Source organism: Spiroplasma endosymbiont of Sarcophaga variegata, assembly GCF_965178695.1.
GTDB lineage: Bacteria > Bacillota_I > Bacilli_A > Mycoplasmatales > Mycoplasmataceae > Spiroplasma > Spiroplasma poulsonii.
Genome location: NZ_CBCXVU010000002.1, coordinates 1,759,862 through 1,777,143, shown reverse-complemented (window position 1 = coordinate 1,777,143; position 17,282 = coordinate 1,759,862). Strand labels below are relative to the sequence as shown.

The 17,282-nt window shown below is 24.1% G+C and carries 25 protein-coding genes and 4 pseudogenes; 24 read left to right on the top strand and 5 right to left on the bottom strand.

The window, feature by feature from the left end:
* Positions 1–409: 409 nt before the first annotated feature.
* Entirely contained in the window at positions 410–1,372 is a 963-nt protein-coding gene (locus tag ACOBME_RS11495; protein WP_338963247.1) for an IS1/IS1595 family N-terminal zinc-binding domain-containing protein, read from the bottom strand.
* Positions 1,373–1,674: 302 nt separating this feature from the next.
* Here ACOBME_RS11495 and ACOBME_RS11490 point away from each other — a divergent pair.
* The 5 genes and pseudogenes from ACOBME_RS11490 to ACOBME_RS11470 form a co-directional block, all read left to right on the top strand.
* A pseudogene (locus tag ACOBME_RS11490) lies at positions 1,675–1,899 on the top strand (DUF3627 domain-containing protein); the annotation flags it as partial.
* A pseudogene (locus ACOBME_RS11485) lies at positions 1,845–2,195 on the top strand (hypothetical protein); the annotation flags it as partial. The pseudogenes ACOBME_RS11490 and ACOBME_RS11485, both read left to right, overlap by 55 nt.
* Positions 2,188–2,448 (top strand): annotated as a pseudogene (locus ACOBME_RS11480) (hypothetical protein); the annotation flags it as partial. The pseudogenes ACOBME_RS11485 and ACOBME_RS11480, both read left to right, overlap by 8 nt.
* Positions 2,449–2,498: 50 nt before the next feature.
* Positions 2,499–2,735: a hypothetical protein gene (locus ACOBME_RS11475; protein WP_338963583.1), complete on the top strand. Its 237-nt coding sequence runs from the start codon at positions 2,499–2,501 to the stop codon at positions 2,733–2,735.
* A 16-nt stretch (positions 2,736–2,751) separates the two neighbouring features.
* Positions 2,752–4,957, top strand: a pseudogene (locus tag ACOBME_RS11470) (spiroplasma phage ORF1-like family protein).
* Between the two features lie 23 nt (positions 4,958–4,980).
* Here the strand turns inward: ACOBME_RS11470 and ACOBME_RS11465 are convergent.
* Positions 4,981–5,322 carry a hypothetical protein gene (locus tag ACOBME_RS11465; protein WP_419335350.1) on the bottom strand — a complete coding sequence of 114 codons (342 nt, stop codon included), beginning with the start codon at positions 5,320–5,322 and terminating at the stop codon, positions 4,981–4,983.
* Entirely contained in the window at positions 5,303–5,410 is a 108-nt protein-coding gene (locus ACOBME_RS11460) for a lipoprotein (RefSeq protein WP_338963303.1), read from the bottom strand. Before ACOBME_RS11460 ends, ACOBME_RS11465 begins: the two co-directional genes overlap by 20 nt.
* A gap of 119 nt (positions 5,411–5,529) precedes the next feature.
* On the opposite strand from ACOBME_RS11460, the gene ACOBME_RS11455 reads away from it, so the two are divergent.
* The 16 genes from ACOBME_RS11455 (at position 5,530) to ACOBME_RS11380 (ending at position 14,692) form a co-directional block, all read left to right on the top strand.
* The gene (locus ACOBME_RS11455; protein ID WP_338966523.1) at positions 5,530–6,501 is read left to right on the top strand and encodes an IS30 family transposase; all 972 of its coding nucleotides are present in this window, start codon (positions 5,530–5,532) and stop codon (positions 6,499–6,501) included.
* Between the two features lie 188 nt (positions 6,502–6,689).
* Positions 6,690–6,818, top strand: a complete 129-nt coding sequence (locus ACOBME_RS11450; protein ID WP_338966522.1) for a hypothetical protein — start codon at positions 6,690–6,692, stop codon at positions 6,816–6,818.
* A gap of 246 nt (positions 6,819–7,064) precedes the next feature.
* Entirely contained in the window at positions 7,065–7,829 is a 765-nt protein-coding gene (locus tag ACOBME_RS11445) for a type III pantothenate kinase (RefSeq protein WP_338966520.1), read from the top strand.
* A gap of 460 nt (positions 7,830–8,289) precedes the next feature.
* The gene (locus ACOBME_RS11440; protein ID WP_338963247.1) at positions 8,290–9,252 is read left to right on the top strand and encodes an IS1/IS1595 family N-terminal zinc-binding domain-containing protein; all 963 of its coding nucleotides are present in this window, start codon (positions 8,290–8,292) and stop codon (positions 9,250–9,252) included.
* Positions 9,253–9,567: 315 nt separating this feature from the next.
* The gene (gene truB, locus ACOBME_RS11435) at positions 9,568–10,479 is read left to right on the top strand and encodes a tRNA pseudouridine(55) synthase TruB (RefSeq protein WP_419335347.1); all 912 of its coding nucleotides are present in this window, start codon (positions 9,568–9,570) and stop codon (positions 10,477–10,479) included.
* A complete protein-coding gene (locus tag ACOBME_RS11430; RefSeq protein ID WP_338966517.1) occupies positions 10,479–11,366 on the top strand; it encodes a riboflavin kinase in 888 nt (295 codons plus the stop codon). Before truB ends, ACOBME_RS11430 begins: the two co-directional genes overlap by 1 nt.
* A 100-nt stretch (positions 11,367–11,466) precedes the next feature.
* A complete protein-coding gene (gene rpsO / locus ACOBME_RS11425; RefSeq protein ID WP_040093642.1) occupies positions 11,467–11,733 on the top strand; it encodes a 30S ribosomal protein S15 in 267 nt (88 codons plus the stop codon).
* Positions 11,734–11,880: 147 nt separating this feature from the next.
* Positions 11,881–12,075, top strand: coding sequence for a hypothetical protein (locus ACOBME_RS11420; RefSeq protein WP_338966515.1), 195 nt, complete (start codon positions 11,881–11,883; stop codon positions 12,073–12,075).
* A complete protein-coding gene (locus tag ACOBME_RS11415; RefSeq protein WP_419335344.1) occupies positions 12,065–12,319 on the top strand; it encodes a M60 family metallopeptidase in 255 nt (84 codons plus the stop codon). Before ACOBME_RS11420 ends, ACOBME_RS11415 begins: the two co-directional genes overlap by 11 nt.
* Positions 12,320–12,471: 152 nt before the next feature.
* Positions 12,472–12,900 (top strand): M60 family metallopeptidase, encoded by a 429-nt coding sequence (locus ACOBME_RS11410; protein ID WP_419335342.1) that lies wholly within the window; start codon positions 12,472–12,474, stop codon positions 12,898–12,900.
* A gap of 6 nt (positions 12,901–12,906) precedes the next feature.
* Entirely contained in the window at positions 12,907–13,095 is a 189-nt protein-coding gene (locus ACOBME_RS11405; RefSeq protein WP_419335340.1) for a hypothetical protein, read from the top strand.
* 13 nt (positions 13,096–13,108) lie between these two features.
* On the top strand, positions 13,109–13,435 hold the full coding sequence (locus ACOBME_RS11400; RefSeq protein ID WP_338966511.1) for a hypothetical protein: 327 nt from the start codon (positions 13,109–13,111) through the stop codon (positions 13,433–13,435).
* A 101-nt stretch (positions 13,436–13,536) separates the two neighbouring features.
* Positions 13,537–13,692, top strand: coding sequence for a hypothetical protein (locus ACOBME_RS11395; protein ID WP_338966618.1), 156 nt, complete (start codon positions 13,537–13,539; stop codon positions 13,690–13,692).
* 129 nt (positions 13,693–13,821) lie between these two features.
* Positions 13,822–13,950 (top strand): hypothetical protein, encoded by a 129-nt coding sequence (locus ACOBME_RS11390; RefSeq protein WP_338966607.1) that lies wholly within the window; start codon positions 13,822–13,824, stop codon positions 13,948–13,950.
* On the top strand, positions 13,950–14,201 hold the full coding sequence (locus tag ACOBME_RS11385; protein ID WP_338966509.1) for a hypothetical protein: 252 nt from the start codon (positions 13,950–13,952) through the stop codon (positions 14,199–14,201). The genes ACOBME_RS11390 and ACOBME_RS11385 overlap by 1 nt, the downstream gene beginning before the upstream one ends.
* A gap of 218 nt (positions 14,202–14,419) precedes the next feature.
* A complete protein-coding gene (locus tag ACOBME_RS11380; protein ID WP_419335338.1) occupies positions 14,420–14,692 on the top strand; it encodes a hypothetical protein in 273 nt (90 codons plus the stop codon).
* Positions 14,693–14,922: 230 nt separating this feature from the next.
* On the opposite strand, the gene ACOBME_RS11375 is transcribed toward ACOBME_RS11380, so the two are convergent.
* Positions 14,923–15,129 (bottom strand): hypothetical protein, encoded by a 207-nt coding sequence (locus ACOBME_RS11375; RefSeq protein ID WP_338966505.1) that lies wholly within the window; start codon positions 15,127–15,129, stop codon positions 14,923–14,925.
* A 507-nt stretch (positions 15,130–15,636) separates the two neighbouring features.
* On the opposite strand from ACOBME_RS11375, the gene ACOBME_RS11370 reads away from it, so the two are divergent.
* Genes ACOBME_RS11370 through ACOBME_RS11360 form a run of 3 tightly spaced genes read left to right on the top strand, consistent with a single transcriptional unit; the run spans position 15,637 to position 16,145 of the window.
* Entirely contained in the window at positions 15,637–15,771 is a 135-nt protein-coding gene (locus tag ACOBME_RS11370; protein ID WP_419335336.1) for a hypothetical protein, read from the top strand.
* On the top strand, positions 15,755–15,913 hold the full coding sequence (locus ACOBME_RS11365; protein ID WP_338966501.1) for a hypothetical protein: 159 nt from the start codon (positions 15,755–15,757) through the stop codon (positions 15,911–15,913). Before ACOBME_RS11370 ends, ACOBME_RS11365 begins: the two co-directional genes overlap by 17 nt.
* Before the next feature lie 58 nt (positions 15,914–15,971).
* On the top strand, positions 15,972–16,145 hold the full coding sequence (locus ACOBME_RS11360; protein WP_338966500.1) for a hypothetical protein: 174 nt from the start codon (positions 15,972–15,974) through the stop codon (positions 16,143–16,145).
* 167 nt (positions 16,146–16,312) lie between these two features.
* On the opposite strand, the gene ACOBME_RS11355 is transcribed toward ACOBME_RS11360, so the two are convergent.
* Complete coding sequence (locus ACOBME_RS11355; protein WP_419335333.1) at positions 16,313–17,275, bottom strand: transposase; 963 nt, start codon at positions 17,273–17,275, stop codon at positions 16,313–16,315.
* Between the last annotated feature and the right edge of the window lie 7 nt (positions 17,276–17,282).

Genomic DNA, 17,282 nt, shown 5'->3' with positions numbered 1-17,282 from the left:
TATCTTAGCTATGGCACACTAGCTTTTATGTGAGTTGATTAAATAATTTTGTTGTTTATTTTTGTATTACACACTGTCTATAAGTTATTATTGAAATTATTAGTAATGAAATAATTGTTTTAAAGTAGGATTTAATAAAAATAAGAATATTTTTATTGGGGGTCATATTAATAGTAGTTTTGGAATATAAATTTTTATAATATTCTTTATAAATATATCTACTTTCTTTTTAAAATTTGTAGGCAGTATGTAGTGCAAAAATATCAATTTAATTATAAATGATTAATTTTATATTTTAATAACTATTATCTTTAATTTTGTCGAAAACTCTTGATGAAATAAAAAAAATCATCAATATGACAATTTGAAAACTAATTTTGTGTAAGATTATGATTTTGCTTTAAATTTTTTAAACGTTAAAATATAATACCGTTGATTGTTGGTTTGGTGTTAAACCTTTGTGTTGGTATTTTCATTTTCAGAGCTTTAAATAATTTTGAATATTAGTGAAACCCAAACCATGATAATGAATTAAGGCTTCTTTAAGACTGGATTGTAATTTACTAATCTTATTTAACTTTTGATAACTAGTATCAGGGTTTGTACTAGTTTTGGTGGAATATAGAGTAGAATTTGTTTGTTTTGCTACTAATAAATATAGTGGTTGCATATCAGAAATAATTATTGATTTTTCTTTAATTAGTTGCTTATTCATATTTTCAATAATCCATTGTTTTTGTAATCTTTTGGTATTGGTGGATTGAACAAAAATATTATTATTGCTATCAACTGCCATTTGAATACAGCATTTGGTATCAGTTGAAAATGGATCGAGATGAGTTTTTCGTTTATCAAATTTATCTTTAAAATTGCCTTTATGAATTTCTTTAATAAATGTTTCATCCATTTGGATTTGACCATTTAATTTTTTAAATTTTAACTGTGTATTTTCTAATTGTTTTGATTGCATTAATTTTTGTCGATTATATCAAGCGGTTTTTGGGGTTGTTTTAATAAAACGAGAAATTATTTTACTAGATTGTCCTAACAATGAAATTTGAATTAATAAATTTCACTGTTCATAATTTAAATGACTTCAATAAGTAAAATGATGACGAAATGCATCAAAACTAGCACGACATTTTTTACATAAATATTTTTGTTTTCCTTCGGAATTATGACCATTTTTAACACAATGAAAAGATTTGCAATTAGGACATATAATGCCTTTATCTCTAAATTTTTGATCAATTTCATTTAAACGTTTTTGTTTTTTAATTAAGTCTGCTTGTTGTTTTATTTTTTCATAAAATTCTAAAAATTGATCATCTGTTAAGCTATTTATTAATTCTGTAATTATTTTTTTCATCATTTATTTACCTCTATATATTAAAAATATACCTAATTTTAGGTATATTTTATAAATATCAAGAGTTTTCGACAAAATTAAAGACTATTATTAAAAATTAAATAGTATTTTTCAGTGTGTCAATTTTTATTATTTTATATATTTAACATTGTTAATAACATTGTTTATTAAACATTAAATAAACAATATATAGCATTATTTATAACATTGTTAATAATCAGTGTTTTTATCAATAAGTAAACAATATATAAACATTAAATATAACATTGTTTATTAAATAAATATTTAGTTAGGAGTTGATAAAATTGAGTAATTTTGTTAAGAAAAATCAAAATATAGAAAATTATTTTATTCGTAAAGAGTTGATAGTTTTTGAAACAGAAAAAGCAAGTTTTATAAATTTACCTAATCATAATCGTCATATTGGTTTTTGGTTGAGTAATAAATTTATTTATCCTGGTGAAAAACACTCAGATTTATTATGCGAATTGGTATTTTTCAAGATATTACAGATTATGAAATTTGAAAAACAAAATCAGTAGAAAGAACAGCCGAAGGTAAACGAGCAAAACATAAGTCGGATGTTGGGTTAGGAATTCGGTTTTTTAAAATAATTATTCCATTAGAATTTGCACAGAAATATGATAGTCAATGATTAAAGTTTGTTCGTGATTTAAAAAATGATGAAATAGTTAATTATAAAGAATATTATTGGTCAGAAATTACTAAATTAAGTGTTAAAGAACGTTTAGCATTGTTTGATATTGATATTTTGAAAAAGAATTTAAAACCTAAAAAAGAAAAAGGAAGTGGTAAAGATGATTAATTTATTATCAGAAAGCAGTAATTGAAATAAGATTTTTAGTTTTATTTTTGATGTATTTTTGTTTATTTTTGATGTAATTTGAAATACTAAATTACCGATGACAAATACAACAATTGCTTATTTTATTATCTTTTTTATGGTTGTTAAGTTGTCTATTTATGCAATTCACGGAACAAGAACGCAATATAACGAATTAGGTTCAACTGTTAAAAACAGTACATCAAAATTGTATGCTTCAACAGTACGTGGTGTTAAAAAAGCACATAAGGCTAATAAAAATGGTCGGTGAAAGGAAACAGATTAATGATTAGATTAGTTTTATTAGTTGCTGCAATTGCTATTTTTGGTACTAGTTTTATTACGGTGATTATAAATCAATTAACATCAGCAAAAAATATCATTATGGATTTATATAACTCAGATACTTTTTTACTTTCTTTGTTTGGTAAAATGGCAATTTTGTTTAGTCATCCATTAATGTTAACAATATCAAGTTTATATATTGTTGGGTTTATTGTTTCAAAAACATTGTATAGTTAGGGGTTGAATTATAAATATGAAAAAATCATTATCTTTATTTGCCATATCTATTTTAGGTATTTTAGGTTTAATTATTCCATTTATTACTTTAACAGCATTTAAACCCTTAAATCAGCAGAATTATACTGTTAATTAACAAACAATGGGAATGAATGAAACTGATTTTATTAATACAATGTTTTTACGCAGTAGTTTTTTTGAAAACTGGTCTGAAACAAATTACTTTATTAATCCAACTCTAAAAACATCACAAACATTAACTTATAATGATAAATGATATTTAGACTTTTTAAAGAATAGTTATTCAACGGGAATTTCATTTGATAAGCCTAGTGATGAGTTTATGGATTTATATAAAAATTGAGATACTTATGCTAAACAATATAATATTGATAAATTCTATGATGTTGATAAAAAACAATTTTTAAAAGAATTAACTAATTTTTCTTATTCTTTTGCTAAGTATTTTAATACTGTGGAAGTTATTAATAAATTAGAAAGAGGTATTGATAATTTACAATTAGTTAAAATGATTAATGAGTTTTGAATACAAATTCCTAGAACACAGGCACCTAATAAAGAATTTTTAACTGCTACTAATAAATGATATTTTTATGGAGAAAAAAGAAATGGTCAATATTTGCTTACAAAATTTTATTTTGATAATAATTTTATTAAAAATCAAAACACTTGATGACAACACTTAAAAAATGATTCAGATTTTATTTGAAACTATAATTTAGTATATCGTTGAGATGGAAACGGTGAACAAGAATTACCCGTTGTTGATAATGATGGCAAATTAAAATGATATACTGAATATTATCAAAATGTTCGTTCTTTTTTGCTTAAATATATTGATGTTATTGTACAAGAAAATATCCGAATTCAGCAAGGTGGTAATCCAAACTATGATGACCCAAATTTGGGTAGTGAAAGAATAATTTTTGATTTTGAAATTATTAATAATATGGAAAAATTAGATTGAAAACCTGATGTTATTTTAACTAGAAAATCAATTTATCGGATGATTTTAACAATTGATGAAAATAAAAATATTGTTGCTGGTAGTTTAGAATTAACACATTTTAAACAATATTGGGATGGTAATAATGCAAATAGTTATCGGTATACTGATGATTTAGGTTTTTTATTTTCTTTCATAAAAGAAAAAGAAGATACTTTTAATTTTAGTGCTGAAACTTATAATTATTATCAAGGTAATTCTCCTAATATTGGTAAAATGGTTTTTGAACAGATGAAAGGTCAAATTGATATTAATAAATTTTTAAAAGCCTTTTTTACCCATTCTTTGGTACCTGTATTTCAAAATCGCAGTAATTTTATTGAAAGTGGTTATATTGATAATTTACAGTATGATACTGTTTTAATTAATTTTTTTGGTTTAAAATTGATTAATTTTAGAGATGTTTTAATTGATGAAACTAATACTAATAAAAATCAATTTGAAAAACTATTAAATAGTATGTTTACGGTTTCCCAAAATTTTTATAAAGATTATTTACGAACAATTTTTTATTTAGAAAATGATACTTATGTACAAGGATATAATAAAAAATATGGTTTATTAGCAAATAATGGTTTTAAAATTTATCCTCGTTATTTTTATTTTTCTGATAAATACAATCAATTAGACATTAAATTGTATTCAGCATTTAAAAATCGTTTTTATAACACAAATTATGGAGATGTATTTAATTATGATTTTTCTGTATCAAATGATTATAATATTAATCAAAATGAGGGTTATGTTTTTGAAGGTGCTTTAAAAGATAAATACGGTTTAAAATACAAAAAAAATTGAAGAACAAAAAATCGGTTATAATGTTTTTGAATTACAAGCCCAAAAAGAAAATGATATGTACCGTTATTATGATTTTAATTTTGGGATTTATAACTGACAAGAAATTAATAATGGTGGATTATTTCCCGATAGTCAATGATGACAAGCACAATATGAAAGTTGTAGTTGATATAATTTAGCGTGTCATATAAAAAATGCTGCAATTTGAATTGTAAATAATATTCCCGGTGTTAAACAAGTAAACGAATTAGCAAGCGGTGTTGGTAAAATATTTCAAACAATATATAGTTTTTTTAGTCAAACATTTGAGGTATGAAAATTTAGTCCAGCATTATATAATACAATAACAAATATATTCCTATTAATTATCTTTATGAAGTTTGTTCGATTAATTTAAAAAAGGACTTGTTAGTCCTTTTATTATTTTCAATCAATTATTAGTCCTGTGTCTTTATTAATTTCTGGTATTTGTGGTTCATTGTTTTTATTTCAACGATATACTAAATTATAGTTTCAAATAAAATCTGAATCATTTTTTAAGTGTTGTCATCAAGTGTTTTGATTATTAATAAAATTATTATCAAAATAAAATTTTGTCGTTATATAATTATTTTCATATTTATTTATATAAAAATATCATTTATTAGTAGCAGTTAAAAACTCTTTATTAGGCGCCTGTGTTCTAGGAATATTAGTTCATTTGCTATTTTCTGGTAGTTGTTGTGGTTCTGGTGTAGGTTTATTACCCCCCCCCGTTTTCATTATTATTTGGTTTTTCACAACTAATTAATGTTGTTGTACTTGTTGCTGTTAATCCGATTACTCCTAAAATACTTAGTAACTTTTTCATATTTTACTTCTCCTTTATTAAAATTACTTGAATGCTATAATTGATTTTATCATATATCAATAATGTATTAAATAATTTTAATATTAAATTTATAAATTAATGAAAGGTATATAAATGTTATGTATAGTCATTTAAGTTTTATTGATAGGGTTAAATTGGAAAAATTATTATTATCAAAATTATTTTTAAAAAAGAATGGTGAAATAAATATTGCACAGATTGCTAAATGTTTGAACAGAAATCGTAGTACTATTTTGCGAGAAATTAAGCGTTTTAAAACTATTGATGAATATAGTGCTTATAAGTCAGATAAAATGTATTATGAGAAAAGAAAAAAGAATAATAAAAGATATAAGTTTACAGAAGAACAATTAAATTTTATTAATATAAGATTTAATGTTTATCGTGATTCTCCATCACAACTTATTCATCGTTATTTTCTAAAGTTTGGTATTAAATTTCCTGTTTGTGTTAAAACATTGTATAAATGAATTCGTTTGGGTTTTTATGGTTTTTTAAAACAGAATTTACGTCATCGTGGTAAAAAATATAAAACAAAAGGAAAATTTGATAATCGTGGTAAATTAATTAATTTTAAATCAATATTAGATATTGATAATAAAGAGACTGGTGTTGGTTGATTTGAAATGGATACGGTAGTTGGAAAAGAGCATCAATCTAGTAATTTGGTTTTAGTTGAACAAAATAGTAAAAGTTATTTTGTTATGAAATTAAAAAATCATACTGCTAATGAAGTTGTGGAAAAGTTTAAAGATATTGTTATAAGTAATAATTTATTTGGGAAAATTAAAGGAATAATAACTGATGTAGGAAAAGAATTTAGTAAATGAAGAGAATTAGAAATATTTGCTGAAACACAAGTTTATTTTTGTGACCCCGGTAAACCACAACAAAAACCATTAATTGAATATATGAATTCTGAACTTAGACAATGATTTCCTAAGGGAACTGATTTTAATAATGTTAGTCAACAAAAAATAAATTGAGTAGTTAATGTTATAAATGATAAATTAAGGCCTGTTCTTAATTGAAGAACAGCAAAAGAGGTATTTTCAGATAATTTTAAATAGGTTTATTTGAAGTAATTTAATAAATTATTTTTTAGTGTGCTTAATTTTCCTTAAAATAAAATAAAAACTATAAATATTTTGATTTTTAAAAATTTATAATTGATTTTTTATGATTTTTATTGTATTATTTGACTAATAAGATTTGTTGCACTTCATTTTACATAATTCCAAATAAATTAAATGCTAGTATGATGGGATTAAAAAATAAAATTAATTTATTTAATAGTAATGAACAACTGCTAGAAGAAAATAAATTTAATTATTCAGTTAATAATTTTGTAAATAATAATTTACAAAAAAACTTATATTTTTATTAGTTTTATCTAAGAAATTAAATAACTTTAATAAAAATGTATTTTTGTCGTGGATAAATTTAAAAAAATAGAAAAATGTATTGACAATAAAATTAAAAGTAATACAATGTAAATAAGTAAGTGGTACATTATTCCACAATTTCTAAGATATTAATTTAAGACCCTTAAATAATTTATACGACCAATAATTGTTGCTCAAGCAATTGTAACAGCAATTAGTGAAATTATAGAAGAGAGAGATAAATAACAATGAAATTATTAGTAGATATTGGTAATACAGCAATTAAATTTGCAATTCTTAATTCATCCCAAGAAATTACATCTTTTTTAACGATTTCTAGTCGCGAATTAATCGCAGAAAAGAATTTTCGTCAAAAAATTATAACAGCCTTAGATAAAATAAAATTAACTTTAACAGATTTAACGTTACTATGTTTATCGTCAGTTCGTCCAATGTGAGATGATTTATTTTACCAATTAGCCCTTGATTTACAAATTCCGTTTTATCAAGTTAAAAAAAATTTAGCAATTGAACGATTAGCAATTGATATTCCTAATCCACGAAATCTTGGGGCTGATTTGATTGTTGGTTCATATGCAACATTGGATTTATATCCAAACCAAGATGTTATTTTAGTTAATATGGGAACAGCCACTACAATTTCATTACTAAAACAAGGGACCTTATTAGGAACAATTATTATGCCGGGGTTAGAAGCTGCTGCTGAAGCACTGTTTAATCGAGCACAGTTACTACAGACATTTGATTATTCTTATGAAGATGCAATTTTAGGAAAAAATACTAAACAAGCAATCAACATCGGATTAGTAAACGGTCATTTATTAACAATAACAGCTTTTGTTGAAAAACTTACAACTCAAGCAACCACACCAAAAGTAATGCTAACAGGTGGGAATGCAAGTTATATTACAACATTAGTGCCATATCAATATGATAAGAATCTTCTTTTTAAAGGATTTGTGGCCATTTTACAAGATAATAAATTAATATAAAAAAATAGGACAAATGTCCTATTTTTTTAATTTTTGAGATATTTTAATACTTTAAAGTCCATTTAGGTATTTATACATTTTTTTGTTCGTTCCTTTATTTTAAATAAAATAAAGATTACCTAGCATATCCAATTTTTTCTTTGATTTACTTATTTGTCTACTTAAGACAAATTAATAATAGCATGGATTTCAAAAATTACAACAATTTTAAATAAAATTTCTTGCTTTTTTGCGTACTTTTCTGCTATTTTTTCAAAAAAAAATTAATTGAAGAAAAATGAACAGCCTATAAGAAACTTCAATTAATTTTTGTAAATGTATGAAAAAAAACTTTTAAGATTATTTTATATTTAAATATTGCCACAAAATACAAATTTTAACTTTAATTTTGTCGAAAACTCTTGATATTTATAAAATATACCTAAAATTAGGTATATTTTTAATATATAGAGGTAAATAAATGATGAAAAAAATAATTACAGAATTAATAAATAGCTTAACAGATGATCAATTTTTAGAATTTTATGAAAAAATAAAACAACAAGCAGACTTAATTAAAAAACAAAAACGTTTAAATGAAATTGATCAAAAATTTAGAGATAAAGGCATTATATGTCCTAATTGCAAATCTTTTCATTGTGTTAAAAATGGTCATAATTCCGAAGGAAAACAAAAATATTTATGTAAAAAATGTCGTGCTAGTTTTGATGCATTTCGTCATCATTTTACTTATTGAAGTCATTTAAATTATGAACAGTGAAATTTATTAATTCAAATTTCATTGTTAGGACAATCTAGTAAAATAATTTCTCGTTTTATTAAAACAACCCCAAAAACCGCTTGATATAATCGACAAAAATTAATGCAATCAAAACAATTAGAAAATACACAGTTAAAATTTAAAAAATTAAATGGTCAAATCCAAATGGATGAAACATTTATTAAAGAAATTCATAAAGGCAATTTTAAAGATAAATTTGATAAACGAAAAACTCATCTCGATCCATTTTCAACTGATACCAAATGCTGTATTCAAATGGCAGTTGATAGCAATAATAATATTTTTGTTCAATCCACCAATACCAAAAGATTACAAAAACAATGGATTATTGAAAATATGAATAAGCAACTAATTAAAGAAAAATCAATAATTATTTCTGATATGCAACCACTATATTTATTAGTAGCAAAACAAACAAATTCTACTCTATATTCCACCAAAACTAGTACAAACCCTGATACTAGTTATCAAAAGTTAAATAAGATTAGTAAATTACAATCCAGTCTTAAAGAAGCCTTAATTCATTATCATGGTTTGGGTTTCACTAATATTCAAAATTATTTAAAGCTCTGAAAATGAAAATACCAACACAAAGGTTTAACACCAAACCAACAATCAACGGTATTATATTTTAACGTTTAAAAAATTTAAAGCAAAATCATAATCTTACACAAAATTAGTTTTCAAATTGTCATATTGATGATTTTTTTTATTTCATCAAGAGTTTTCGACAAAATTAAAGAATTTTAACACAAAAGGAAAGGCTATAATAATTTAAGAAAGATATAAATGTAACAATATTTATTTTTCATACATAAATATCTTAAACTATATTTATTTAATAATCAATTACTTTTGTCAAAAAATGTTCTAAAAAGGGTTAAAACTGATCTTAATCAATGTTGGGAATAATCTAAAAAATGATATAATGAATCAAGAAGTGGGTGATTTTAACATATGCATGATGGTATTTTTTTAATTAATAAACCGGCTGGGAAAACAAGTCATCAAATTATTCAAGATATTAAAAAAACCTTGATGATTAAAAAAGTTGGCCATGCTGGAACTTTAGACCCTTTAGCAACAGGTCTTTTAGTGGTATTAGTGAATAATGCTACGAAAATGAGTGAATATTTGTTAACAGCAGATAAAGCTTATGATGTCGAAATGAAATTATTTGTTGAAACAGATAATGGTGATATTACTGGTAATGTTATTAAGAAAGAAACTCCCTTTAAACTGCGCAAAAAACAATTGAAAAAAATTTTTAGTGAATTTAATGGGTTTATGTATGAGCAATATCCGCCTAAATATTCTGCTATTAAAGTTAATGGGAAGAAACTCTATGAATATGCTCGGCGCGATGAAGAAGTTGAAATTAAACCACGAACAGTTACGATTAAGGAAATTAAGTTGAAAAAATATAATCATCATGACCACACCATCACCTTTAGTGTATTATGTACCAAAGGAACATATATTCGTAGTTTAGTTATTGATCTTGCTGCAAAATTAAATACAATTGCAACGGTTAAGAGTTTATGTCGAACACAATCAGGAAATTTTTTGTTATCGAAAGCAATTGCTCCAGAAGAAGTAAATTTTAACCGTTTAATTTCAATGTATGATGCCTTGTTTACAAATAAACAACAGTTGTTACTTTATCATTATGATGAAGAAATTAGACAAGGAAAACCAATTGTTATTATTAATCATACTGATCCAATTATTTTTATCATTGATAAAAACAAAAATGTTTTAGCAATTTATAAACATATTGGTAAACATGTTTATGCTTGTCAACGGGGATTATGGGCAAATATTGATACAAATCAACAACAAAAAATAGATAAGGATGATCATTATTAATGAAAATTTTAACATGAAATAAATTAGCTAATAATGAAGCAAAAATTGTTTCCTTAGGGCTATTTGATGGTTTTCATTTAGGGCATTTAAAACTAATTAATCGTTTAATGGAAATTAAAGCAGAACAAAATTTAGCGGCATTATTTTTTACAATGTCACAAAGTGTTACTGATTTTTTACATCAAACTGATACAAAATTATTAGATAATAGGTCAAAACAGGAAACAGCAGCAAAATTAAATTTTGATTATTATTTAGAGGTTCCAGTGACAAGTGAATTTATGAATTTATCAGCGCAACAATTTTTAACAATATTAAAAGAACGGTTTAATGTTGTTAAAATTGTAATTGGATCTGATTTTCGGTTTGGGAAAAATCGCGAAGGGGATTTTAAACAAATTATTACTTTTTTTAGTCAAGAAAATGTTTATTTAATTAATCGGCAAGATGATGTTTTTTCTTCAACAACAATTCGTAATTTATTATTAAATTATGATTTACCAGCTGCAAATAAATTATTATATGAAGATTATCATTTGCGTGGGAAAGTAAAACCAGGGAAACAAATTGGGCGAACAATTAATTTTCCAACTGCCAACATGTATTTACCACAAAAAGTAATTTTACCTTATGGGGTTTATGTTACAGAAACGTGAGCACAAGGACATCTTTACCCATCAATGACTTCATATCGGTTATTTGAAGGAAAAGAAGTTGTTGAAACATATTTATTAGATGCTAATTTAAATTTATATGAACAAGAAATTATTGTTTATTTTAAAAAATATTTGCGTGAAAATATTAAAATAAATAACTTAACCGAATTAGTTAATCTTTTAGAACAAGATTTAGCTGATACTCTTGCATTTTTTGCAAATAAAGCATAATATTAATAGGGTTGTTGTTATTTCGTTGATTTAAGATAACCCTTTCTTAAATGCTTTGATTTAACGTTATGAGCCACAACAATGAAGGGAGAAATTTATAATGGTTTCAAAAGAAAGAAAAGCAGAATTAGTATCAAAATTTGGTCAAAATGCTAAAGATACTGGTTCAACAAAAGTACAAATTTCTATTTTAACAGAAGATATTAACAATTTAACTGCTCACTTGAAAATTCATCGTAAAGATATTGTTTCAAGAAGAAGTTTATTACAAAAAGTAGCACAAAGAAAGCATTTGCTTGCTTACTTAATTAAAACTGATTTTAATGAATATAAAGCAATCATTGAAGAATTAGGAATTAGAAAATAAGGTTTAAGGTTTTTAAACTTTTTTTAATTAGCTGATTAATTCATTTGACACTTAGTTCTTGGTATTGTTTTTTTATTTAAAAAATGTTTTAATTAACTGAGAAAATAGAGTTATTTGAAATAACTTTATAGTATTAACGAGGGTATTATGGGCAATATTAACAATATATCAGCTGTTTGTAGTGGGTGCAAAGCAGGATTAGAGATATATCTTACAAAACTATTAGAAACATATGATATTAATATTGTTAAAATATTTTTATGGGAAAACCAAAATAATGTTAATATTGAAAAAATTTTAGAAAATTGAGACAATATTTGAAAATATACAAATGAAGCATAATGGTTTGAATCCAAATTATTCAGGAATTGCAAAGAAGCATCAACAATATATTCATATTGCTAATCCAGATACGGGGGCAGGTTATGCTTCAGCAACCAATTATCATATTACCTTTCAAAATGATACAAGTTCCGGCGCTGATTTATTTACTAGTACAAGTAATAATCAATGAGGGTTATGACATGAAATCGGGCATACTTATCAAACTCCACAATACCAATATGAAATGGTCTTACTGAAGTAACAGTTAATATTAGTGCGCTTTATGTTCAACAAAAATTATTCAATGCGAATCGGTTAGACACCCCTAGCCATTTGTAATTGTCAAAACATCGCTAATTTAGTAAATAAATCACTAATATCATCAAAATTTCGTTGCTGATCTGATTGCGCAAAATGATATTTAATTTTAGTAATTTGATGGCTTTTGGTGATAATTTTTATTCAACTTTATCACAATATTATCGTCTTTTACCATTTTCTGATAATCCTGGAACAAATGTTGAAAAACAACAATTATTTATTGAAATGACTTCGAAAGTAAGTAACCGCAATTTAGCGCCTTTTTTTATAAAGTGAGGTCTAATACCAACCGAAGCAACTAATCAAAAAATTAAAACTTATCCAATGTTAACTAAAAACATTTGAGAAAATATTATTGATGGTACTCATCAATCAATCGTTGAAGACAATCTTGCAAAATATGAAATTACAACAATTGATGTTTCTTTAAAAGATAATGTTGAAATTAGTTTTGGAACAGATATTAATATGACAAATTATGGAAAATATTTTAATTATGATCAGAATTTATCTATCTGATAGGTAGGAATGCAAAATTATCAAATATATCAAAAGACTAGTGATAAGTATAAAGTGAATGTTTTTATTGGTTTTAAAACAACGGGAAAATTACCAAATAAATATGTTTTTGCAATATCAAGTAATTATAATAATACTATTAAGTTTTTAGGCCTTGCAAATAGTTATCATGGGATTTTAGGGTTGGATTCAAAATAATAAAAAAATTCGATTGTATGGTGATGCTGAAATTATTCATAGTTATTTTGGTGATAAAGATCCGCCATATTATCGAATTATTATTAGTAATCAGAATGGAATCATACTTCATGATCTTAAAATCATTGGTACAGATAATTTTCTTAATGTTATTCGAACTAATAATTTATGAAACGGAATTAGTTATGATGAAAAATATTTGATTACATTAGAATTACAAGAAGCAAGTCGTGTTTTAAAATTTAATTCCCTTTTAAATGACTGAACAGCAGTTTCGACAAATAATAAAGTTACAAAAAAATATCAAATTATTAATAATAAGTTAATAGAAGTTAATTAAAGTATTGTTATTTTTTTCTTAAAAGAAATTGAATTTTTTAAATAAAAAAGTAAATTCATTGTTAAATCTCTTGCTTTTTTTTATAATATGTAAATTGTAATATGAAGTGCAACAAATCAACTCAGAAAGGAGTTGATTTTTTAATGGAAAGAAAACATTATTTTATTTTACGGTCCTTAGTAACTAAGTATGGAAAAGATAATGTTATTAATACTGTTAATAAAATAGTAACTAATAATGTAAAAGAAAATGAATAAATTATCCGCGTAATTTATTAGCGGTAATTTATTCAATATAGTTTATTTTGAGCGTAGCTAACACGCGAAGCGTGCCGCGCAAGCTAAATTTCTAGGGGGAATTAAATTATGCCAGTATGGTTAACATAAATATTTAGTATTATTATCATTTTAGGAATTCTTGCTTGAATTGGTATATCGATTTATCAAAAAATTCGTCAAATTCAAGGAAAGAAAAAAGAAAAGAAAGAAATTAAAAATAAGGAGGAAAATAAATAGTGTTAGGTATGTATTTAACAACAGCAATTAATTTTTTAGCAGTTGGTGATAAGCCTACTATTTCAGATGGAATGGGTTCTATTTGAAGTGGTTTAGGACAAGCTATGATGAAAGTTAAAGATGCTGTTTATGCTGTGTTACCACAGTTAATGTCAGTTCTTGATGATGCTTGAATTATTTTAATTCCATTTGGAATTTTTGTTATTATTAAGATTTTAAATTTCTTTAGAATTATGATTAAAGTATTTTAATATTTATTATAATTAATCATATATCTTAGCTGTGGCACACTAGCTTTGTTATTTGATTTATTAATTTTATATTTTCTATTAACGTTGTTAATAGTATTTTTCAGTGTGCCTTACTTATTTTTTATATATTTAACAATGTTATTAACAGTGTTTATTACAGTACATATACATTATTTAGACATTAGTATAACAGTGTTTATTACGGTAAAGGAGTGTTTATGAAAAAAATAAATGTTGGTAATGATGAAATATTTTCTCAAGAAGAGCGTAAAAATATTTTAGAGAAGGTAAAAAATTTTTATAAAAATATAATGCAAGATTTATTGGATGAAATTAAGATGAAAATTAAAACTATGCAAGCTACTTTAATTCAATTAAATGAGTATGATATTCATTATGAATCCGTTAATATTATTCGAAAAGAAATGAATTTTTATCAACATATTGCAGAACATTTAGAAAGTGAAATGAGCAAAAATGGCAAATTATAAAACATATGATGATTTATTTGAAAAAACAAAATTGTATTGTGTCATCTGTAAAAAATATATAGAACTGGAATAATATGGAACTCAATATTTAGAAACACAAGAATGTGGCGATTGTGTGGAAAAAATAAGAAAAACTAATCCAAATTATTAAAAAGGAGAATAGATAATGTGAATTAAATACAATGGAAAAAGAATTAATTTAAGTAATAAAGATATTCAATTAGAACATACTATATTGCAAAAATTTTTGTCATCTTCTTACGACGATTTTCTAACATTACAAATGTTTTTGTTAATCCTTGTACAATTTGATGTTGATTGTCCTTTAATTTATCAATTGTTTGAGTTAATTGTTGTTCGTTAAAAGTATTATTAGCAAATAATTCACCTCGTTGTTGTATACTATCAGGGGGTTTAACATCACGTGTAGAAACCACACACATTTTGTACTTTTGTGGTGTTTACATTTTTAGAAATAAATTTTATTAATATTTGTAAAGTAAAGATGCAAATAGGACAAAAAAATCGACCCTTATTGGGTTGATTTTTTTTATTTAAAAATTAACTCTAAAAATTAAATATATTGGTTCTACAATTATTTAATTTTACAATTACATATTTTTAGTGGGGGGTTCCCCAACTTGGCATTTTGTCAGTAAAGAAACCAATAAGAACTGTTAACTTGTTTTTTTGCGATTTTGTAAATTAATAACTTTGATTAATATAAACAGATAATGCTGTATTCATAATTTTTAATTGCAAGAATAAAAATAAAATCGTGTGCGTAGAAGAAAAATAACTTTTAAGAACTGGGCAAGGATTTCTTAATTAATCTACTAGTGGAGACTTGATGAGGAGGTACTTGGTATTACAGACAACTACAAAATGTAGAACATCGTAGTACTTTGTAGTTAAAAATCAAAGGAATAATTTAGGAGGTTTATATGAAAAGGTTAAATAAAAAACCTTGAAAGTTTTTAAGTAAAAAGCAATTACATAAGAAAAAAATTGAGCGTGCTAATGAAAAAGCAAGAATAGAAAATAGTAAGGAATTAAATAAAAATGAAAAAGTTAAATAAAATTTGTCTTAAACAAAAATATTGAGGTTATTGCTCAAAATGAAATCAAGAAAATAAATTACAAGAATTAATGCGTAAAAGTTATCCTGTTTCATTTGAAGATATGACGGATGAACATTGAGCATTAGGAAAAAAGAATTAGGAGGAATACATTATGAATAAGAAGATAACAATATTAAATGACAAGGATATGAATAATAATGATGAATTTAAAAGATTTATTAAATGAAATGTTTGATAATTACCCAGATTGTTATAAAGATTATGGTTTAGCAATTATGGATCGTTATGAAATTGAAGTTGAAAATAAAAAATTAACACCCGAAGAAATAGATAATTTAACACATTTATATTTTGACAAACCTAAATTATAAATTTCAACTAAATTAATTTTTTCCATAATTTTATCATAAAGTTTTAATAACCGTGTTCACTTAATCACTTTAATTTTGTCGAAAACTCTTGATGAAATAAAAAAAATCATCAATATGACAATTTGAAAACTAATTTTGTGTAAGATTATGATTTTGCTTTAAATTTTTTAAACGTTAAAATATAATACCGTTGATTGTTGGTTTGGTGTTAAACCTTTGTGTTGGTATTTTCATTTTCAGAGCTTTAAATAATTTTGAATATTAGTGAAACCCAAACCATGATAATGAATTAAGGCTTCTTTAAGACTGGATTGTAATTTACTAATCTTATTTAACTTTTGATAACTAGTATCAGGGTTTGTACTAGTTTTGGTGGAATATAGAGTAGAATTTGTTTGTTTTGCTACTAATAAATATAGTGGTTGCATATCAGAAATAATTATTGATTTTTCTTTAATTAGTTGCTTATTCATATTTTCAATAATCCATTGTTTTTGTAATCTTTTGGTATTGGTGGATTGAACAAAAATATTATTATTGCTATCAACTGCCATTTGAATACAGCGTTTGGTATCAGTTGAAAATGGATCGAGATGAGTTTTTCGTTTATCAAATTTATCTTTAAAATTGCCTTTATGAATTTCTTTAATAAATGTTTCATCCATTTGGATTTGACCATTTAATTTTTTAAATTTTAACTGTGTATTTTCTAATTGTTTTGATTGCATTAATTTTTGTCGATTATATCAAGCGGTTTTTGGGGTTGTTTTAATAAAACGAGAAATTATTTTACTAGATTGTCCTAACAATGAAATTTGAATTAATAAATTTCACTGTTCATAATTTAAATGACTTCAATAAGTAAAATGATGACGAAATGCATCAAAACTAGCACGACATTTTTTACATAAATATTTTTGTTTTCCTTCGGAATTATGACCATTTTTAACACAATGAAAAGATTTGCAATTAGGACATATAATGCCTTTATCTCTAAATTTTTGATCAATTTCATTTAAACGTTTTTGTTTTTTAATTAAGTCTGCTTGTTGTTTTATTTTTTCATAAAATTCTAAAAATTGATCATCTGTTAAGCTATTTATTAATTCTGTAATTATTTTTTTCATCATTTATTTA